The sequence below is a fragment of the Ectorhizobium quercum genome, assembly GCF_026552795.1.
Classification (GTDB): Bacteria; Pseudomonadota; Alphaproteobacteria; order Rhizobiales; family Rhizobiaceae; genus Ectorhizobium; species Ectorhizobium quercum.
The window spans coordinates 54,539-73,500 of sequence record NZ_JANFPI010000004.1; the positions used below are offsets into that span (position 1 = coordinate 54,539).

Consider the following 18,962-nt stretch of genomic DNA (forward strand, 5'->3'; position numbering starts at 1 on the left):
TAAAAGGGAACAGAACCATGATCAGCCTTTCCAAGTTCAAGCGTCGTGATTTCATCAAGGGTGTCGGGGCCGGGGTCGGTCTCGCCGTGGCGATGGGCGTCCGGCCCGGCTTTGCGGCCGGCGGCCGGGTCGTCGTCGGCACCTGGGGCGGCGACTATGCCCGCCTGCTGAACAAGAACATCGAGCAGCCCTTCCTCATCCCGCAGGGCTGGGAAGTGGTGCAGGACCAGGCGGGCGACCCCGAACGCCGCGCCAAGCTGGCCGCCGAGCGGCGCCTGCCGCGCGGCTCGGTCGACGTGCATGGCCTCAACGGCTCCAACATGTATCAGGTCTTCCAGCTCGGCCTGACCCAGGAGATCGACTACAGCCGCATCCCGAACGCCGAACACCTTCTGCCGTCCATGCGCGACGGCTACGGCGTGCCGCACATCTATTCGGGCAAGGTCGTGCTCTTTAATCCCGAGCTGATCCCTTCCGCCCCTTCGAGCTATGCCGGCATCCTGTCGCCGGAACTGGGCAACAAGCTGGGCATCATCGACATCCAGTACCAGTATGTCATGCTGGCCGCGGCCCTTGCCGCCGGCGGAAATCTGACGGCGATGGACGACGGCAAGAAGCTGCTTCTGGAAATCCGCAAGGCGGGCGGCCGCATCTATCCGACCAACGAGGCCTTCGCCCAGGGGCTCCAGACGGGTGAGATCGGCGGCGGCATCATGTGGAAGGCCCGCGCGGTGCAATGGCAGAATGCCGGCATCAAGGTCGAGGCGGTGACGCCGAGCGAGGGCATCCTGCCCTACACCTCCGGCATGGTCATTCCGAAGAACGCCCCGAACGTCGAGGGCGCCTATGCCTATATCAACGCCTCCCTCGAACCCGCCGCCCAGCAGGCTTTCGCGGTCGACATGGGCTATGACGGAACGGTGGAAAATGCCGGCATCGACGCCGACCTCAAGAGCCGCATCGGCTTCACGCCGGAAGAAGTCGCGAAAATCCAGACCATCGACCAGGAATTCATCCTCAACAACGACGTGGAGATGAAGGATTGGTGGGACAAGGAGTTCAAGGCCTGATGCTGTCCGGCTCCATGCGCGTGGTCGCCACTCGCGACCGGATAACCTTTCGTCCGACTTCAGGGGAGGTCAGATCATGACGGGAGCCGGACATTCCGGAGCCGGGCGGTCGCTGACGGCGACCGCCCTCATCGGGCCGGCGACCTTCGTCGCCGCGCTCGGTGTGATCGGCCCCATGCTCTATCTGCTGCGCTACAGCTTCAACAGGTTCGATCCGCGGCTTCTGATGATCGACGCCTTCAGTCTCGAGAACTACGTGAAGTTCTTCACGGACACCTATTATCTCTCGGCCTATTACACGACGCTGTGGGTGGCGTTCATCTGCACCGCCATCTGCCTCGTTCTGGCGTTCCCGCTGTCCTATGTGCTGGCGAGAACGCAATCGCGCTACAAGAACCTGATGATCATCGGCGTCGTCGTGCCGCTTTTCGTCGGCAACGCGGTGCGTGCCGCGGGCTGGATGAGTTTCTTCGGCAATCGCGGTCTGCTCAACGTCACCCTGATGAAGATCGGCATCATCGATCAGCCGATCGAAATCATGTACACGCAATTCGCGGTCGTCGTCGGCATCATCGCGGTCAACCTGCCCTACATGATCCTCTCGCTCCAGAGCGTCATCGAAAGCATCAACCGCAATGTCGAGGAGGCGGCCTTCAGCATGGGCGCGCGTCCCATGCAGATGTTCAGGCGTGTCCTGCTGCCGTTGGCGTTGCCGGGCGTCGCCGCCGGCACGATACTGACCTTCATTCTGGCCATGAACGCCTATGCCACGCCGGTTCTGCTGGGCGGGCCGAGCTTCAGGATGATGTCGCCGCTGATCTACGACCAGTTCCGCCTGAACAACTGGCCCGGTTCGGCTGCCATCGCCTTCATCCTGATGACGACGACCCTGCTTCTGACGATTCTGGTCGGGATCATCACACGGCAGAAGTTCCGCGCCTGACACGACAGGGAGGCCGTGATTCACCGCTCGCTGGCGGCGACCTTCAGAAGATCGGTGTGAACGCTTCTGATATGCGCTTCGAGGGCCTGCTCGGCCTTGTCGAATTCCTTCCGTTCGACCAGCCTGATCAGGTCCACATGCTCCCGGATCGCGCGGGTCAGTGCCTCCGGGCTCGAAAGATGGATGCGGGTGTAGCGCTCGCTGGTTTGCAGCAGCGAGGCGACCATCTGTCCGGTGCGGGGCAGGTCGGCCCGCTTGTAAAGCGCCGAATGCAGCTCCGCGTTCAGTTCCCCGTAGAGGCTCGCCCGGTCCTGTTCAATGGCCTGCCGGTAGCGCGCCTCTATGTCCTTGACCTGCTCGATGTCGTCGTCCGTCAGAAGCGGCGCCGAGCGGCGGAAGAGCCGGGTTTCGAGCAGGAGACGCAATTCGAACACGTCGTCGATCTCCAATGCGGAAAGCTCGGAGACGACGGCTCCCCGGCGGGGAACGATGCGGACGAGGCCTTCGGCCTCCAGCTGGAAAAGAGCCTCGCGGATCGGAATGCGGCTGACGCCGTATTCGGTCGCGAGCCTGTCCTGCCGCAATTGCTGGCCCGCCGGATATTTGCCCGAAAGGATGGCCTCGCGGATCTCGTTCAGCAGGGCATCCGAGAGCGTTTGATGCTTGAATGACGGTTCCATGCTTTTTGCCCTGCCGCGCGTCGATGACTTAATTGATAGTATTTGTATACTGTATACAAATATAGCATTCCCTTTTGAATGATCAAGAGGGGTGCTCTCCCGGTCCCCACCAGAGGTTCGGCCCGCTTCCTCGTCTTCCCGTCATCGTTGTTATTCTGCTGAAAGCAGATGGACTACAGGGCTGGACGGTTCAGGTCAATCCATGCCGCTTTTCCGTCTCCGGGGGCCGTCCGGGCGGACAGAATCCGGCAAAGAGCGTTATTGTCATCGCCTGAATATGATATACATTATCCAGAAATGGATGTCGGTGCGGGCGGCTTGGGAAGCTGGGGTGGCCGTTTTCGGCAATGGCTTCGGACGATTTTCAACGTGTCTTGGACGTGATCAGGAGAGATCGGAATGACCAAAGGTGTGGGAGGCTCGTCTGCCGAAGCCGAACTGGCGAAGCTCGAGGGAAAGTTTCCGCCTGTTCCCCTTATCGCAACGGATGAATATATCCGGCGGGTGGAGCGCGCCCAGGCGCTGATGCGCGAGAAGGGCATTGCCGCGCTCTATCTCGATACCTCGAAGAACCTGCAATACTTCACCGGCATCCAGCTGACGCTGAGCGAGCGCCTGCACGGGGCGATCATCCCGGCGGAAGGCGAGATCACCTATATTTGCCCGAACTTCGAAATCCCGAAGACGCGCGAGATGATCTCCTTCGGCGAGGAGGTCCGCGGCTGGCACGAGCACGAGGACCCGACCCGGCTGGTCATCGACATCCTTCGCCGCAAGGGCATCGAGACGGGTGTCGTCGCCATCGATCCGCAGACGCCGTTCTTCATCTTCAATGGCCTGCGCACCGCAGCCAACGCCTATGATTACGTCGACGGCGCGGTGATCGTCGGCGCCTGCCGCATCCGCAAGTCGGAACAGGAACTGGCGCTGATGAAGCAGGCCAACAGGATCACCTATGCGGTCCAGAAGGCGACCGCGGCGTTTCTGCACGAAGGCATCACCACGACCGAGGTCATGCAGTTCATCCGCCAGGCCTACACGGTTTGCGGTGCGGTTCTGCCGACCGGCAGCGGCATCGTCCTGTTCGGCGAGGCGACCGCCTTCCCGCACGGCGTTCCCTATGCGCAGACCCTGAAGCAGGGCGACGTCGTTCTGGTCGATATCAGCGGGACCTATGGCGGCTACCGCTCCGACAACACCCGCACCTATGTGTTCGGGGAGGCGAACGAACGCCAGCGCTTCATCTGGAACGCCGAGGCCAAAGCCCAGCAGGCCGGCTTCGACGCCGCGAAGCCCGGTGCGACGTTCGAGGAGGTCGACTTTGCGGCCCGCGCCGTCGTCGAGGCTGCCGGCTTCGAGAAGGATTACGGCGTTCCCGGCCTGCCGCATCGCACCGGCCACGGCATCGGCCTCGATACGCACGAATACGGCTATGTCGTGCGCGGCAACACGGCCAGGATTGAGCCCGGCAACTGCTTTTCGATCGAGCCCATGATCACCAGCTATGGCGAATTCGGCGTGCGTCTGGAAGATTGCGTCTACATGGCCGAAGATGGAGCGCACTGGTTCTCGCCCCCGGCGCGGGACATCGACGATCCCTTCGCCGCGGAAGCGTGAAAGGCAGGCCCGGTCCGGCGAGGGAACGTCACTCATGGAAGAAGCGGTTTCGTCATGACCTTCACCACACGCCCCGAGCTTCGGGGCACCTTCGGCGCGGTGGCGACGACCCACTGGCTGGCCTCCGCCGCCGGCATGTCGCTGCTCGAAAAGGGGCATACGGCCTTCGACGCTGCCGTCGCCGCCGGGTTCGTCCTCCAGATCGTCGAGCCTCATCTGGTGGGGCCGGGCGGCGAGGTGCCGATCATCGTAACGCCCGCCGGCGCGGATGAGCCGGTCGTAATCTCGGGACAGGGACCGTCACCGGCAAAAGCGACGATCGCCCGTTTCCGGGACCTGGGGCTGGACATCATTCCCGGCACCGGCCTGCTGCCGGCCTGCGTTCCCGGCGCTTTCGGTGCTTGGCTGACCCTGCTGCGCGATCACGGCACGGCCGAGCTGGAGGACGTCCTTTCCGCCGCGATCCATTATGCCGAACACGGACATCCGATCGTGCCGCGGATATCGAACACCATCGCCTCGATGAAGGACCTGTTCACGACGCATTGGCCAGGCTCTGCGGAGATCTATCTGCCCGGTGGAGCCGTGCCGCAGGCCGGAAAGCTGTTTCGTAACCCGCAGATCGCCACGCTCTACCGCACGATTCTCGATCATGCCAAAGGTGCCGGCAGCCGCGAAGCACGCATTCAGGCCGCCTATGATTTCTGGTATCGCGGCCCTGTCGCCGAAGCGATAGGAGACTATTGCGCGAGGCAGGACGTCTGGGACGTCTCCGGCCGGCACCACCGGGGCCTGCTGACCGCGCAGGACATGGCGGATTATCGGCCCCGGGTGGAAAAGGCCGTCTCCGTTGCCTACGGCGATTTCGAGGTTTTCAAGTGCGGAGCGTGGTCCCAGGGGCCGGTGCTTTTGCAGATGTTGCAGATCCTCAAGGGCACCGACATCGCCGATCTCGATCCGCTCGGCGCGGATTTCGTCCACTTGGTGGTGGAAACCGTCAAGCTGGCGATGGCCGACCGGGATTCCTGGTATGGCGACAGCCCGGACGTGCCGCTCGACACATTGTTGTCTGCGGCCTATGCGGATGCACGGAGGACGCTGATCGGCGAAACGGCGTCGCTGGACATCCGTCCGGGAGCGCCCGACGGACGCAACTGCAACATGCCGCCGTTGCGCACGGTCGGCACCATCGCCCAGCCGGGTCTGGGCGGCGGCGAACCGACGGTCGCCCGCACGCCGGACCTGCCCAATGATCGACAGGGCGAACCCTCCCTGTCGCGCGAGGGTGCCCAGCGCGGCGATACCGTCTACGTGAGCAGCGTGGACCGTTGGGGCAACATGGTTTCGGCGACGCCATCCGGCGGCTGGTTCCAGTCGAGCCCCGTCATTCCCGGCCTCGGTTTCAGCCTGACGACGCGCGGGCAGATGTTCTGGCTGGAAGAGGGGCTGAATTCCACGCTGCGGCCCTGCGTGCGCCCGCGCACGACCCTGACGCCCTCGATGGTCTACCGCGACGGCAGGCCCTACATGGCCTTCGGGACGCCGGGCGGCGACCAGCAGGACCAGTGGCAGCTCGTCATGTTCCTGCGTCACGTTCATGCCGGCATGAATCTGCAGGAGGCGATCGATGCGCCCTCCTTCCACACGGATCACCTGCCGAGTTCCTTCTGGCCGCGCGAGATCAGCCGCGGCGGCGTGACGCTCGAAGGGCGTTTTCCGCCGCAGGTGCAGCGGGAGCTTGCCGCGAAGGGCCATGTGCTGACCGTCGGCGATCCGTGGTCGGAAGGCCGTCTTTCCGCCGTCGCCCGCGAAATGGACGGAGACGTTCAGCTCGTGAAAGCCGCCGCCAACCCCCGCGGCATGCAGGGATATGCGGTCGCGCGCTGACAGTGCGCCGCCCGTTCGCGAAGGGTGCGCCCGAGCCCGGTGAGCCGGCTCATTGCGCTTTCCGCCCGAGTAGCCAGAGAAGATAGGGCCCGCCGATCAGCGCGGCGAAGAGGCCGACCGGCACCTGATAGGGGTAGATGACCACCCGCGACAGCCAGTCGGCCGCCATCAGGACGCCGGCGCCGATGAGGATCGCCGCCAGAAGCTGGTGATGCGGCCGTTGGAAGCCGATCAGCCGGGCAAGGTGCGGCGCGATCAGGCCGGTGAGGCTCAATGGCCCGACCAGAAACGACGAAATCGCCGTCAGCGTGGCCGCGAGGACCGCCAGCAACAGGCGGGCCGGCAGAACGGGAAGGCCGACGCTGCGGGAAAGGCCGCTGCCGAGCGGCAGGATGGTCAGCCAGCGGGTCATGGCGAAGAGCGGCGCCGTCAGCACGACGAGCGAGATCGCCGCCGCCCAGGCCTCGAAAGCGCCGGCGCGATTGGTCGATCCGGAAAGCCACGTCAGCAGGATGTAGCTGCGCATGTCGCCCTGGGCGAGCACCATGCTGACGACCGCCATCGAAAAGGCGCCGATGGCGATGCCGGCAAGCAGAAGGCGTTCGGCGGAAAGTCCGGATCGGCCGGCGATTGCGATCATCGCCAGAAAGGCGGCAAGCGCGCCGAGCGCCATGCCGAGCAGCATGACCGGGGGCGAGGGGAAGCCGAAGAGAAGGAGCGTCGCCGTCAGTCCCGCGCCGCCGCCGGCCGAAACGCCGAGCACTTCGGGACTGGCGATCGGGTTGCCGGTCACGCGCTGCATGACGAAGCCGGCCGCGCCCAGCATGGCGCCCGCGCCGCCGGCCGCCACGATGCGCGGCAGGCGGAATGGCAGGAGTTCGGAAAAAAGCGGCCCGAGCGCAAGGCTCCAGCCGCGATCCGCCGGACCGAGGGCAAGCACGAGGACAAAAAGGACGGCGAGCGCCGCCGCCAGCAGCGCGAGCGCGACAGCCGGCTTTCGAAGCTGGCGCAGGGCGGTATCGGCCGTGGCGGTCACGGCCGGGACCCCATGCACGCGCGGAAGCAGCAAGAGAAGCAGCGGCCCGCCGAAGAGGGCGGTGGCAGCGCCGGTCGGGGCGAGATCGGAAAAGCCGGACCCCAGCAATTGCGTCAGGCAATCGGCAAGGAAAAGCACGCCGGCACCGGTCAGCGGCGCCGCCATCGTCACCTGTCCGGTCGTGCGCGCGCCGCAGAGCCTTGCGATGCTCGGCGCGGCCAACCCCAGGAAGCCGATGATGCCGACCGTTGCGGTGACGGATGCGGCCAGCCAGACGGCAAGGACGAGGATCGCGAACCGCGCCGCATGGAGCGCGACACCCAGGCTTCTGGCACTGGCATCGTCGAGCGTCAGGATATTCAGCGGCCTGAGCAGCAGCATGGCGGCAAGGATGCCGGCGGCAAGCCGGGGTGCCAGCGCGATCACGCCGCTCCAGTCCTGCTGGTTGAGCGCGCCCGCGCCCCAGATATGGATCGACATCGCATATTCGCCGCGTGCCAGCACCAGCGTCACGCTGAGCGACGCCGCGATCAGGCTGACGATCATGCCGGAGATCGCCACCGTGACCGGGTCGAGCCCGCGCCGCCAGCTGAGCGCCAGCACGATGACGACCGCGGCGAGCCCACCGGCGAAGGCGACCAGCTCCCGCGACAGGCCGGTAAGGAGAGGGGCGAAACCCAGGCTCAGCGTCAGGGCCAGTTGCGCGCCGGAGGCGATGCCGAGCGTCGAGGCGTCGGCGATCGGATTGCGCAACACCCTTTGCAGCAATGCGCCGGCAAGGCCGAGCGCCGCGCCGGCGATCAGCGCGATGGCGGCCCGCGGCAGAAGGCTGTTCCACAGCAGGATGGCGTCGAGCGCCGCAGCGTCCGATGCGTCTCCCGGCACATGCGGGCGCAAGACCAGAAGCAGGACGAACGAGGCGATGCAGGCGGCGCCAAGCGCGGCGGCGGGCAGGACGGACGGCAGGCCGGCGCGCACCGGCAGGGAAAGACTAGCCGTTCCGGGCACGGGAAAACCTTTCCGCGAGGAAATCGGCAAAGCGGCCCGCTGCCGGAAGCGCTCCGTAGGGATTGATCGAGCCGACCGTCAGCGCGCGGTTGTCCCGCACGGCAGGCAGCGCCTTCCAGAACGCGCTTGCGGTCAGCGCCCGGACGGCATCCTCCGGATGCGGCGGAATGAGGACGATCCAGGCCTCGGGCATCGAGGCAAGCGTCTCGATGCCGAGCGGCGCGGTGGCCGAATAGCTGGTCGTGCCGGTCCAGGCATTGGTCAGGCCGACGCGCTTCAGGACTTCGCCGAACATGCTGTCGGAGCCGAAGACCCGATAATGGCGTGCATCGCCGAGATTGATCGGCAGGACGGGCCGGCCGTCGCCGCCGGCGAAGAGGGCCCTGTAGCGATCCAGCCGGGCGGCGAGTTCGTTGACCGTCCGCCGCGCCGCCGGCAGCTGCAAACGCTCGCCGATTGCCAGCGTCGCCCGTTCCGCAAGCGTATAGGGGCTTTCGCCGGGCATGTAGATCGCATGGTTTTCGACCGGCGCGATGCGGCGCATCAGCGGATCGGCCCAGGCATAGAAATTCGTATTGAAGATCAGGTCGGGGCGGGCGGCGTGGAGCGCTTCGAAATTCGGCGTGCCGCGCAGGCCGATATCCATCGTGCCCTCGCCAACCTCGGGCGTGACCGCGACCTGCCGGAACTGGCGCAGCTCGCTCGCCGCGACGACGTTGGCGCCGATGGCGAGCAGCGTTTCCAGAAGCGCCCAGTCCAGCGTCGCGACGCGCGGCCCCGCCGTTTGCGCAGGGGCGCGGCCCGCAGCGGCGAAGGCGGCGGTTCCGGCAAGCATCCCGCGGCGGGTGAACAACGGCACTTTCGATATGTCTCCAATCGCATGCGAAGCCCGGCCTTCCCGCAGGCGTCACCCGGGAAATGGCGGGCCTACCAGACCTTGCTGACCTTGAACGTCACTGTGCGGGCTTCGCCGTAGCCGCAGAAATACTGCGTGTTGCAGCCCGCGACATACTCCTTGTCGAAGAGATTGGCGACGTTCAGCGACGCCTTCCAGTCGTTCTTTTCATAACGGATCGCCGCGTCGAAGACAGTCGCGTCGGGAACGCGCAGGGTGTTGGCGTCGTCCGCCCAGGACTTGCCACGATAGCGGACGCCCGCGCCGAAGCCCAGCCCTTCCAGCGGCCCCTGCGTGACAGTGTAGTCCAGCCAGAGCGAGGCGACGACGTTCGGCACGACATTGGGCGTGTTTCCGACCAGACCGGGGTTCTCGGTAAATTCGAGATCCGTATAGGACGCCGCGGCGATCGCCTTCCAGTTCTCGTTGATGTTGAACTTGCCCTCGACCTCGACGCCGCGCGAGCGAACCTCGCCGACCTGCCTGTCGCCGAGGGCCGGCACGTTGACGGTGTAGTTCTGCTTGGTGATGTCGAAGACGGACGCGGTCAGGCTGCCGTCGAGCCAGGTCGGCTCGTACTTCACGCCGGCCTCGTACTGATAGCCTTCCTCGGGCTTCAGCGGCCCGTCGGCGCTGGTGCCGACCAGCGGGCTGAAGAACGACGCAACGCTGACGTAAGGCGTCAGGCCGTTGTCGAATTCGTAGGCCAGACCGGCGCGGCCGCTCCAGGCGGTATCGTCGGTGGAGTAGCTCGCCGTTCCCGCAAAGCGATCCTCGATCTCGTTGCTGAGGTAGTCGTAGCGGCCGTTCAGCGTCACGATCCAGCCGTCGCCGAATTTGATCTGGTCCTGAAGATAGATGCCGACCTGATTGATCGTGTAGACCTGATTCAGGTTGCGGACCAGGTCGACGGGAAAATCATAGTCCGGGTTGTTCGGGTCGAACGGCGGAAGACTGCCGAAGGGCGTCGCGAACTGGTCGGTGTGCAGGCGATAGTAGCGATAGTCGATGCCGGCCATCACCCTGTGCGACGTTCCCCCGAGGTCGAATTCGTTTTCGAGGCGATTGTCGATGTTGAATGCGTCTGCCTTCGAAGTGATGTCTTCCCCGTAAACGCCGATCGTCGCGTCGGTCTGGTCGAGGTCGAAGGGGTAGACGTACTTCTCGTGCTTGTAGAGATTGGCGTAGCGCGCGTTCTGGGTGAATGTCCAGCCGCCCTCGAATTCATGTTCGAACTCATAGCCGATCATCTTCTGCACGGCCGTGCCATCGTCGAAATCCGGTTGCCCGATGAAGGCGTCACGGTCGATCCTGCCGTAGCCTGCGTCGACGACCGTGCCGCCATAGGGAAGCAGGCCGTTGGTCGTATGACGCTGGTCGAGCCCGCTGATATGGGCCCAGATCGTCAGGTTCGTGGCGTCATCGGGCGCGTAGGTGAACTGCGGCATGATGAAGCCGCGCAGGTCCTCGCTGTAGTCGGTGTAGTTGTCCCCGCCGGCGATCTTGCCGGTCAGGCGGTAGGTGACGGTGCCGTCCTCGCTGACCTTGTCGGAAAGATCGAAGCCGAAGAAGGCGTTGCCGTTCGAGTTGATGCCGGTTTCCGTGTAGTAATAGGGCTCGTCGGTCGGGCGCTTGCGCACCAGGTTGATGACGCCGCCGGCATTGGCGCCGCCGAGCAGCACGGAGGCCGGCCCCTTCAGGACCTCGACACGCTCCAGCAGGAACGGATCGATCTGGAAGTTGCCGTAGGAATGACTCGTAAGGGCCAGGTTGTCGAGAAACAGGCCGGTCTGCGACGCATTGAAACCGCGCACATATACCCAGTCCGTATCCGGGTCCGAGCCGTAGGGCTGGGCGAAGACGCCGGGCGTATAGAGAAGCGCCTGGTCCATCTTGCTGACCGTGCCGCGGTCCTCCATCTCCTGCTTGCCGATGACGGAAACGGATTGCGGAATCTCGTTGACGGGCGTGTCGGTCTTGGAGCCGGTCGTCGTGCGTTTCGCCACGTAGCCCCGGACCGGGCCGGTCGCGTCCTCGCTGTCGCCCTCGACGACGATCGGCGCCAGCGTCGTTTCCCCGCCGGTCGCCTGCGCCTGCGCCGACCACGCCGCGCAAATCCCCAGCACTGCGACGCCGGCGCCAAGGCCCGCCCGCATCGTCGACGTCTTCATCCGTTTAATCATTGTCCGCCCCGCTCGCCCGCTTTTTCACCGCCGCTCCCCCGGAGACGGCCTTCGCTAAGGTGAGTGATTAACTCAAATTAACCGGGCCGGCTTGGCTCGATCTGCGAGAATTGTACGATTTTGGGCAATTCTTGTTGGCGAGGGCAAATCTTTGCGAAAACGCCCGGATCCTGACCCTAGGCCCGCTTGACCTTTTTCCAGCGGGCAGGCGTCGTGCCGGTATGCTTGCGAAACATCCGGGTGAAATGCGCCTGATCGGAAAACCCGGTGTCCGCGGCGACGGAGGTCAGAGGCTGATCGCCGGAGAGCAGAAGTTCCTTTGCCCGGTCCAGCCGCGCCTTCATCTGCCAGTCGTGCGGGGCCATCCCGGTCGAAGCCTTGAAGGAGTGGCTGAAATGCGATTGCGACAGGCCGGTCAGTTCCGCGAGTTCCTGCAAGCGGATGTTGCGCATGCAGTTTTCGGTGATGAACTCCGTGGCGCGGCGAAGCTGCCAGGAGGCCAGCGTGCCGCGTTTGCGGGGCAGGGTCTTCATCATCTTCAGCACGTCGATGACCAGCGCCAGCGCCAGCCCGTCGCCGTAGAGATCGTGCAGGGGCGCGGGAGCTGCGATCTCGCCGGCGATCAGTTCGGCCAGCGCCATGACGCGCCGGTCGAAGAACCGCAGCCGGGGGGACCTGAGCTTGTCCGGGTCGATTTCCTCCATCAGCCGCTGGCTGACGATGTCGGCATCGAAGTGGATATCGAGATGGCGGATGGACTGCACGTCGGTGATGTCGAGCCAGAGATCCATTTCGGCGGGGATATAGGAGATCGGGCTCTCGCGGCTGTCCTGCGGCGCGCCGCGCATCCGGGGCGAAAGCTTGACGTCCGGGCGGCCGCGGCCGCGCTGGTCGAGGAGGATGAAGAGCCGCGGGTCGCGCGCCACATAGTAGCCGCCGGCATAGGCGGCGCATTCCACGTCCCAGAGATCGGCGGTGATGCCGTTCCAGCAGCGGCGCTTGAGGCCGCCGATGACCGAGAACCCCTCGATCCTGTTCTGCATCCGCGGCTGGAATGTCATCCGGGAACCCCGTGCGAGTAAACTTGTTGCAATTTATCAACTTTGTCGGCCGCCTTCAATCCCGGCCCCTGAACGTGATTGACCGCGGCCGGGAAATTGACGAAACAGGCCCTGGTTCTCCATATTGATGCCGGCCTGCAAGGGATATCGCCTTATGTCGCTCACTCCAGACGATCGAAATCCACCCGTCCTGTCGCTGAAGGACGTGAGCTTTGCGATCGACGGGCGCGTCCTCCTGCATCCGCTGACGCTCGATCTCGCCGCAGGCAGGTCCGTTGCGCTGATCGGCCATAACGGCTCGGGCAAATCGACCCTTCTCAAGCTGATCGGCAGGCAGCAGGCGGCAAGCGGCGGCACGATCCGTTTCGAGGACAGGCCTCTGGACGCGTGGGGCGCGCGTGCCTTTGCCCGCCGCCTGGCCTATCTGCCGCAACGCACGCCCGCTGCGCCGGGCATGCTGGTCAGGGAACTGGTGGCGCTCGGCCGCTATCCCTGGCACGGCGCGCTGGGGCGTTTCAGTGCAATCGACCGGGAGAAGGTCGAGGAAGCGATCGAACTCACCGGAATTTCCGCCTTCGCGGAGCGGATGGTCGACAGCCTGTCCGGCGGCGAGCGCCAGCGCGTCTGGCTTGCCATGCTGGTGGCGCAGGATGCGGCCTGCCTGCTGCTCGACGAGCCGATCTCGGCGCTCGACATCGGACACCAGCTCGAGGTCCTGTCGCTGACCCGCGACCTCTGCCGCGAAAAGGGCATCACCGTCATCACCGTCCTACACGACGTGAACATGGCGGCACGCTTCTGCGACGAGATCGTCGCGCTGCATTCCGGCCGGCTGATCGCCCACGGCACGCCGGAAGACGTGATGACCGCCGACGCGCTTTCCCGCATCTACGACGTGCGCATGGACATCATCCGCCAGCCGTCGAGCGGAAGGCTGGCAGCCCTCGCCCGGTAAGGGGACGCCGTCGCTCAGGCTTGCCGCAGCGTCCGGGTCGCCTCCGGATCGACGCCGTGGTCCGCCGTGAGGGCGACCCCGAACAGCCGGGCGGCCTCCTCCGGGGAATAGCGCCCGAGGCGCACGTCCTCGGCCACGGCCTCCGGCGCGCGGGTCATGGGATCGCCATAGCCGCCGCCGCCGGGCGTGCCGACGCGCACGCGGTCGCCGGGCTTGAGCGGAATGTCCTGCGCCTTCGAGAGATGTTCGGGCGTGATCGCCTCTCCGTCCTTCCAGATGGTGACGGAATTGGGCCTGCCGGCCTTGCCGCCGAGCGCGCCGGGTGGGCCGAAGCGGCCGTGGTCCATCACGAAGCTTGCCGTCGCCTGTCCCCGCCGCAGTTCGATCTCGTAGTCGAGCCCGAAGCCGCCGCGGTGGCGGCCCGCACCGCCCGAACCCTCGCGCAGCGCGTAGCGGTGATAGAGGACCGGGAATTGCTGTTCCATGATCTCGACGGGCGGGGCCTTGGAAATGCCGATGGTCGAGCAGCCGTTCGCCAGCCCGTCATTGTCGATATTGCCGCCATAGCCGCCGCCGGAAATCTGGTACATGACGTAGCCGCGCCCGAGTTCGGGGTCGGTGCCGCCCAGCGCGAAATTGCCGGAACTGCCGGCGGGGGCTGCGGTGACGCGGTCCGGCAGGGCCTCGACCAGCGCGAGGAACACCGCCTCGGCGATCCGCTGGCTGACTTCCGCCGCGCAGCCGGAGACCGGGCGCGGATAATGAGCGTCGAGGAAGGTGCCTTCCGGGCGCTTCACCAGCAGCGGCTCGAAGGCGCCGGCCGAGATCGGCACGTCCGGGAAGATATGGCGCATGGCGAGGTAGACGGAGGAGAGCGTGGTGGCGAGCACCGAGTTCATCGGGCCGAGGCAGGGCTTCGACGAGCCGGTGAAGTCGAATTCGAGCGTGTCGCCCTTCGCCGTGATCGCCAGGCGGATTTCCAGCGGCTCGTTGACCACGCCGTCGCTGTCGATATGGGCGACGGAGCGGTAGACGCCTTCCGGGATGAGGCGGATGCAGGCCCGCATCTGCTCCGCCGCGCGGGTGCGCAGTTCCCCGATCGCCTGCCTGACGGTCTCGTCGCCGTAGCGGTCGAGAATGCGGCCGAGCCGTTCCGCGCCGACCAGAAGGGCGGCGGCCTGCGCCTTCACGTCGCCGATGCGCTGCTCGGAAACGCGGATGTTGGAACGGATGATGGCATAGATCTCCTCGTCCAGCTTGCCCTCCTTGAACAGCCGCACGGGCGGCAGCCGCAGGCCCTCCTGCTCGACGGAGGTGGCCGAGGCGGAAAAGCCGCCGGGCACCGCGCCGCCGGTATCCGGCCAGTGGCCGGTGTTGGAAAGCCAGCAGAAGATCTCGCCGTCGCGGTAGAAGGGCATCGCGAAGCGCACGTCCATCAGGTGCGTGCCGCCGAGATAGGGGTCGTTGACGATGTAGATGTCGCCCGGCACCGGGGCGGCGGCCCGTCCGTCGCGGATCATCTCGATCAGCGTGCGGGTGGAATATTGCATCGTGCCGACGAAGACGGGCAGGCCGCCCGCGCCCTGCGCGATCAGCGCGCCGTCTTCCGCCGAATAGATGCCGTCCGAACGGTCGTTGGCCTCGGCGATGACCGGCGAGAAGGCCGCGCGCGAGAAGGTGAGGTCCATCTCGTCGCAGACCTGTTGCAGGCCGGACTGGATGACGCTGAGCGTGATCGGGTCGATGCTCATCGGTCTTCTCCCACGGTGATGATGATGTTGCCGTCGCGGTCCTGTACTGCCCGGTCGCCCGGCTCGATGACAATGGTCGTGTCCATCTGCTCGACGATGGCCGGCCCCTCGATGACGGCGTCGGCGGGCAGGTGGTCGCGCCAGTAGACCGGCGTTTCGACAGGCTTCCCGAACCAGACGCGGCGGGTGCCGGTCTGCGCCTCGGCTAGCGTCGCCTTGCGGCCGGCCGGGTCGATGAGAATGGAAAGGTCGATTTCCGCCCGCCGCCCGATGATCGAGGTGTTGACGTTGACGAGGTTCGCCCGGACCTCGGGCAGGTCGACGTGGAAGCGCTGGAAATAGGCGGCCTCGAACCGGCTTTGAAGCTCCTCGCGGCTTGGCACCGGCCCGTCGAGCGGCACGCGCAGCAGATGGGTCTGGCCGATGAACTGCATGTCGACCGAATGGATTTCGCGGATTTCGCGGATCGCCACGGCCTCCTTGTCGATCAGCCGGCGCCCCTGTTCCGACTGTTTCGCGAAAAGCCCATGCACGGCCTCCATGTCGGCGGCTTGCAGGGGCCGGTTCACGGTGTTGACGAAATCGTGGCGCAGATCGGCGACGACGCAGCCGAGCGCGTTGGTGATACCCGGTCGCGACGGGGCGAGCACTCTCGGAATGCCGAGTTCGCGGGCAATCGCCGTCGCATGCAGCGGCCCGGCGCCGCCGAAGGCGAACAGCGCGAAGTCGCGCGGGTCCTCGCCGAGGCTGACGGACACCATGCGCACCGCGTCCGCCATGCGGGTGTTGGCGACCTTCAGCACGGCTGCGGCGGCCTGCACCGCGTCGAGCCCGAGCGGCCGCCCGAGCTTTTCCGCGAAGACGGCGGCGATCCGGTCGAGCGAGGGGCCGCCCGGCACCGAATTCAGCCGTCCGGGATCGAGGCGTCCGAGCAGCATGTTGGCGTCGGAGATGGTCGGCTCGGTGCCGCCCTTGCCGTAGCAGATCGGGCCGGGGTCGGCGCCGGCGCTGTCCGGGCCGATCTGGAGCAGGCCGGCGGCATTGATGCGGGCGATGGAGCCGCCGCCCGCGCCGACGGTGCGCACGTCGACCATCGGAACGTGGATCGGCATGGCATATTCGACCTCGATCTCGTTGGAGACCGCCGGTTCGGCGTTGCGGATCAGCGCCACGTCGGTCGAGGTGCCGCCCATGTCGTAGGTGATGAGATCGGGAATGTTCGCCCGCCGCCCGGTATAGGCCGCGGCCATGACGCCCGAAGCGGGGCCGGACATCACGGTCTTGGCAGCTTCCTCGGCCACGTGGCGGGCCGAGACCATGCCGCCGTTGCCGTTCATGACGAGCACCTCGTGGGCATAGCCGCGCGCGGCAAGCTGGTCGGCGAGGCGCTCGACATAGCGGCGCAGCAGGGGCTGCACCGAGGCGTTGACGGCCGCCGTCACGCCGCGTTCGAATTCGCGGCTTTCCGAAAGCAGCGCGTGGCCGAGCGTGATGTTGCCGTTCGGCCAGACCTCGGCGGCGATCTCGCCGGCGCGCCGTTCATGCGCCGGATTGGCATAGGCGTGCAGGAAGTGGATGACGACCGCCTCGCAGTCCTTTTCGGCCAGATATTGCAGCGCCGCGCGCAGCGCCTGCTCGTCGAGCGGCACGAGTTCCCGCCCCGAAGCGTCCATCCGTTCGGGAACCTCCACCCGGAGATCGCGCGGCACGATGGGCCGGAAGACGCCCTTCATGCCATAGGCCTGCGGGCGGGTGCGGCGGCCGAGTTCCAGCACGTCGCGGAAGCCTTGCGTGGTGATGAAGCCGGTGCGGCACAGGTTGCGTTCCAGAACGGCGTTGGTCGTGGTCGTCGTGCCGTGGACGATCAGGTCGAGCGCGGCGATATCGGCCTCGGCCGCGTCGAGCGCGTTGAGAACGCCCGCCGCCTGGTTGTCGAGCGTGGTCGGCGTCTTGGCGAGGCGCACCGTGCCTTTCGCGGCATCGAACAGCACGAGATCGGTAAACGTGCCGCCGACATCGATGCCCGCGACCTGGGATTGGGTGTCCGGCGGACAGAGTCCGCCCTTCGGTTCGCTGCTTGAAGACTGAGACACGGCTGTTCCTGATTATTTGTTAGTATACGAACAATTAATGGCTTGACAGAGCCGCTGTCAAGCGGCCTCCTTCGCTTGTTGCACGGGTTTGCCGGATGAGCGGCGAAAGGATGGTCGGCGTGGCGGAGATGATGCCAGAAAGCGGATTCCGGCCGCAGACGGATGCGCTTTCGGTGGCGGCCCGCTGGGCGGCGCAGGGGCGCCGTCTGGCGCTCGCCACGGTCATCGAGACCTGGGGGTCGGCGCCGCGCCCGGCGGGAAGCCACATGGTGGTGGATGCGGACGGAAATTTCGAGGGATCGGTCTCGGGCGGCTGCGTCGAGGGCGAGGTGATCGCGCAGGCGGTCGACGCCATTACGGGCGACCGTGCCCTGATGCTGGAATTCGGCGTGGAGGACGAGACGGCCTGGCGGGCGGGTCTTGCCTGCGGCGGGCGGATCCGGGTCCGGCTGGAGCGGCCGGCCTTCGATCTTTCGGCGCTTGAGGCGGCGCGCCGCGACCGCCGGGCGGTCGTCGTCGCAACCGCCCTCGAAGACGGTCAGGCGCGCCTCCTGCCGCTGGCGGAGGCCGCCGCGATGGTTTCTCCCGAGACGGCGGAGGCGCTCTGCCGGTTCGGAAAAGCGGTTCTGGCCGAGACGGCGGACGGCCGCGCCCTGTTCCTCAACCCCTATCTGCCGGCGCCGGAAATCGTGGTGATCGGCGCGGTGCAGATTGCCCAGTCGCTCGCCGCGCTGGCGGGCGTTGCGGGCTACGACCTGCGGATCGTCGATCCCCGTTCCGGTTTCGCGGCGCCGGAGCGTTTTCCCGGAATCGCGCTGGAAACCGGCTGGCCGGAAGAGGTTTTCGCCGCGCGTCCGGCCGGTGCCTGCGATGCGCTGGTGGCGCTTTCCCACGATCCGCGCATCGACGACGACGCGCTGGTTGCGGCGCTGGGGGCCGGCTGCTTCTATGTCGGCGCGCTTGGCAGCCGCAAAACGCATGCGAAGCGGCTGGAGCGCCTGAAGGCCGCCGGGCTCGACGAGGCAGTGCTTTCGCGCATCGCCGCACCCGTCGGCCTCGATATCGGGGCCGTCACGCCCGCCGAGATCGCGCTCGCCATCCTTGCGGAAATCGTCTGCGCCCGCCGCAAGGGCGCGGTTCCGCCCCGCAGGACGGCGAAGGCATGAGCGGTGTTGCGGCCATCGTCCTGGCGGCGGGAACCGCGAGCCGCATGGGCGGCCGCCACAAGCTGCTGGCGGAATTCGGCGGGGAGCCGCAGGCGCGCCGCGCCGCCCGCGCTGCGCTCGATGCCGGCGCAAGGCCGGTCGTCGTCGTCACCGGCCATCGCCATGCCGAGATCGCGGCCTGTCTCGACGGCCTTTCCGTTTCCGTCGCCCGCAACCCGGATTTTGCCGCCGGCATGGCCGGTTCGTTGAAGGTCGGGCTCGCCGCGCTGCCGGGAGAGGCGGTTTCCGGCGTTCTGGTCGTTCTCGCCGACATGCCGCTCGTCACCGCGGCGCATATGGCGGCGCTGGTCGCCGCCTTCGAAGCCGCTGAGGGTCGGGCAGTCGTCCGCGCGACGGCCGGCGGCGTCGCCGGCAATCCTGTGGTCCTGCCGGCCGCGCTCTTTCCCGCGCTCTCGTCGCTTCGGGGCGACCGCGGCGCGCGCGAGGCGATCCGGCTGAGCGGCTTGCCGGTGGTGTCGGTGGAGATCGGCGCGGCGGCGCTGGCCGATGCCGACACGCCGGAGGCGGTCGAGACGCTCGGCGGCGTATTGCGCGGCTGAGCCTGCGACGGCCCGGCA

At 66.5% G+C, this 18,962-nt stretch carries 14 protein-coding genes; 7 read left to right on the top strand and 7 right to left on the bottom strand.

Annotated elements, in window-relative coordinates; genetic code table 11:
• Nucleotides 1-17 precede the first annotated feature (17 nt).
• Together NOF55_RS12640 and NOF55_RS12645 are read left to right on the top strand one after the other, a co-directional pair.
• Nucleotides 18-1,070, top strand: coding sequence for an ABC transporter substrate-binding protein (locus NOF55_RS12640; protein ID WP_306411743.1), 1,053 nt, complete (start codon nt 18-20; stop codon nt 1,068-1,070).
• Nucleotides 1,071-1,146: 76 nt separating this feature from the next.
• Nucleotides 1,147-2,013: an ABC transporter permease gene (locus tag NOF55_RS12645; protein ID WP_306411744.1), complete on the top strand. Its 867-nt coding sequence runs from the start codon at nt 1,147-1,149 to the stop codon at nt 2,011-2,013.
• Between the two features lie 20 nt (nt 2,014-2,033).
• On the opposite strand, the gene NOF55_RS12650 is transcribed toward NOF55_RS12645, so the two are convergent.
• Nucleotides 2,034-2,693 (bottom strand): GntR family transcriptional regulator, encoded by a 660-nt coding sequence (locus tag NOF55_RS12650; protein WP_306411745.1) that lies wholly within the window; start codon nt 2,691-2,693, stop codon nt 2,034-2,036.
• A gap of 399 nt (nt 2,694-3,092) precedes the next feature.
• On the opposite strand from NOF55_RS12650, the gene NOF55_RS12655 reads away from it, so the two are divergent.
• Both NOF55_RS12655 and NOF55_RS12660 read left to right on the top strand, forming a co-directional pair.
• Nucleotides 3,093-4,310, top strand: a complete 1,218-nt coding sequence (locus NOF55_RS12655; protein ID WP_306411746.1) for a M24 family metallopeptidase — start codon at nt 3,093-3,095, stop codon at nt 4,308-4,310.
• 54 nt (nt 4,311-4,364) lie between these two features.
• Nucleotides 4,365-6,197 carry a gamma-glutamyltransferase family protein gene (locus NOF55_RS12660; RefSeq protein ID WP_306411747.1) on the top strand — a complete coding sequence of 611 codons (1,833 nt, stop codon included), beginning with the start codon at nt 4,365-4,367 and terminating at the stop codon, nt 6,195-6,197.
• Between the two features lie 49 nt (nt 6,198-6,246).
• Here NOF55_RS12660 and fhuB read toward each other — a convergent pair whose 3' ends face one another.
• The 4 genes from fhuB to NOF55_RS12680 form a co-directional block, all read right to left on the bottom strand.
• Entirely contained in the window at nt 6,247-8,241 is a 1,995-nt protein-coding gene (gene fhuB, locus NOF55_RS12665; protein WP_370868977.1) for a Fe(3+)-hydroxamate ABC transporter permease FhuB, read from the bottom strand.
• Nucleotides 8,225-9,100 carry an ABC transporter substrate-binding protein gene (locus NOF55_RS12670; protein WP_306411748.1) on the bottom strand — a complete coding sequence of 292 codons (876 nt, stop codon included), beginning with the start codon at nt 9,098-9,100 and terminating at the stop codon, nt 8,225-8,227. The genes fhuB and NOF55_RS12670 overlap by 17 nt, the downstream gene beginning before the upstream one ends.
• A 68-nt stretch (nt 9,101-9,168) precedes the next feature.
• Nucleotides 9,169-11,307: a TonB-dependent siderophore receptor gene (locus tag NOF55_RS12675; RefSeq protein ID WP_370868978.1), complete on the bottom strand. Its 2,139-nt coding sequence runs from the start codon at nt 11,305-11,307 to the stop codon at nt 9,169-9,171.
• A 188-nt stretch (nt 11,308-11,495) separates the two neighbouring features.
• Nucleotides 11,496-12,380, bottom strand: coding sequence for a helix-turn-helix domain-containing protein (locus NOF55_RS12680; RefSeq protein ID WP_306411750.1), 885 nt, complete (start codon nt 12,378-12,380; stop codon nt 11,496-11,498).
• 154 nt (nt 12,381-12,534) lie between these two features.
• Here NOF55_RS12680 and NOF55_RS12685 point away from each other — a divergent pair, with 154 nt between their 5' ends.
• Nucleotides 12,535-13,335: an ATP-binding cassette domain-containing protein gene (locus NOF55_RS12685; RefSeq protein ID WP_306411751.1), complete on the top strand. Its 801-nt coding sequence runs from the start codon at nt 12,535-12,537 to the stop codon at nt 13,333-13,335.
• A gap of 14 nt (nt 13,336-13,349) precedes the next feature.
• Here NOF55_RS12685 and NOF55_RS12690 read toward each other — a convergent pair whose 3' ends face one another.
• A complete protein-coding gene (locus NOF55_RS12690; protein ID WP_306411752.1) occupies nt 13,350-15,086 on the bottom strand; it encodes a hydantoinase B/oxoprolinase family protein in 1,737 nt (578 codons plus the stop codon).
• The gene (locus tag NOF55_RS12695) at nt 15,083-17,179 is read right to left on the bottom strand and encodes a hydantoinase/oxoprolinase family protein (RefSeq protein ID WP_306411753.1); all 2,097 of its coding nucleotides are present in this window, start codon (nt 17,177-17,179) and stop codon (nt 15,083-15,085) included. The genes NOF55_RS12690 and NOF55_RS12695 overlap by 4 nt, the downstream gene beginning before the upstream one ends.
• 95 nt (nt 17,180-17,274) lie before the next feature.
• On the opposite strand from NOF55_RS12695, the gene NOF55_RS12700 reads away from it, so the two are divergent.
• Together NOF55_RS12700 and NOF55_RS12705 are read left to right on the top strand one after the other, a co-directional pair.
• The gene (locus NOF55_RS12700) at nt 17,275-18,345 is read left to right on the top strand and encodes an XdhC family protein (RefSeq protein ID WP_306411754.1); all 1,071 of its coding nucleotides are present in this window, start codon (nt 17,275-17,277) and stop codon (nt 18,343-18,345) included.
• A complete protein-coding gene (locus NOF55_RS12705) occupies nt 18,342-18,944 on the top strand; it encodes a nucleotidyltransferase family protein (RefSeq protein ID WP_306411755.1) in 603 nt (200 codons plus the stop codon). The genes NOF55_RS12700 and NOF55_RS12705 overlap by 4 nt, the downstream gene beginning before the upstream one ends.
• The last annotated feature ends 18 nt before the right edge of the window (nt 18,945-18,962 follow it).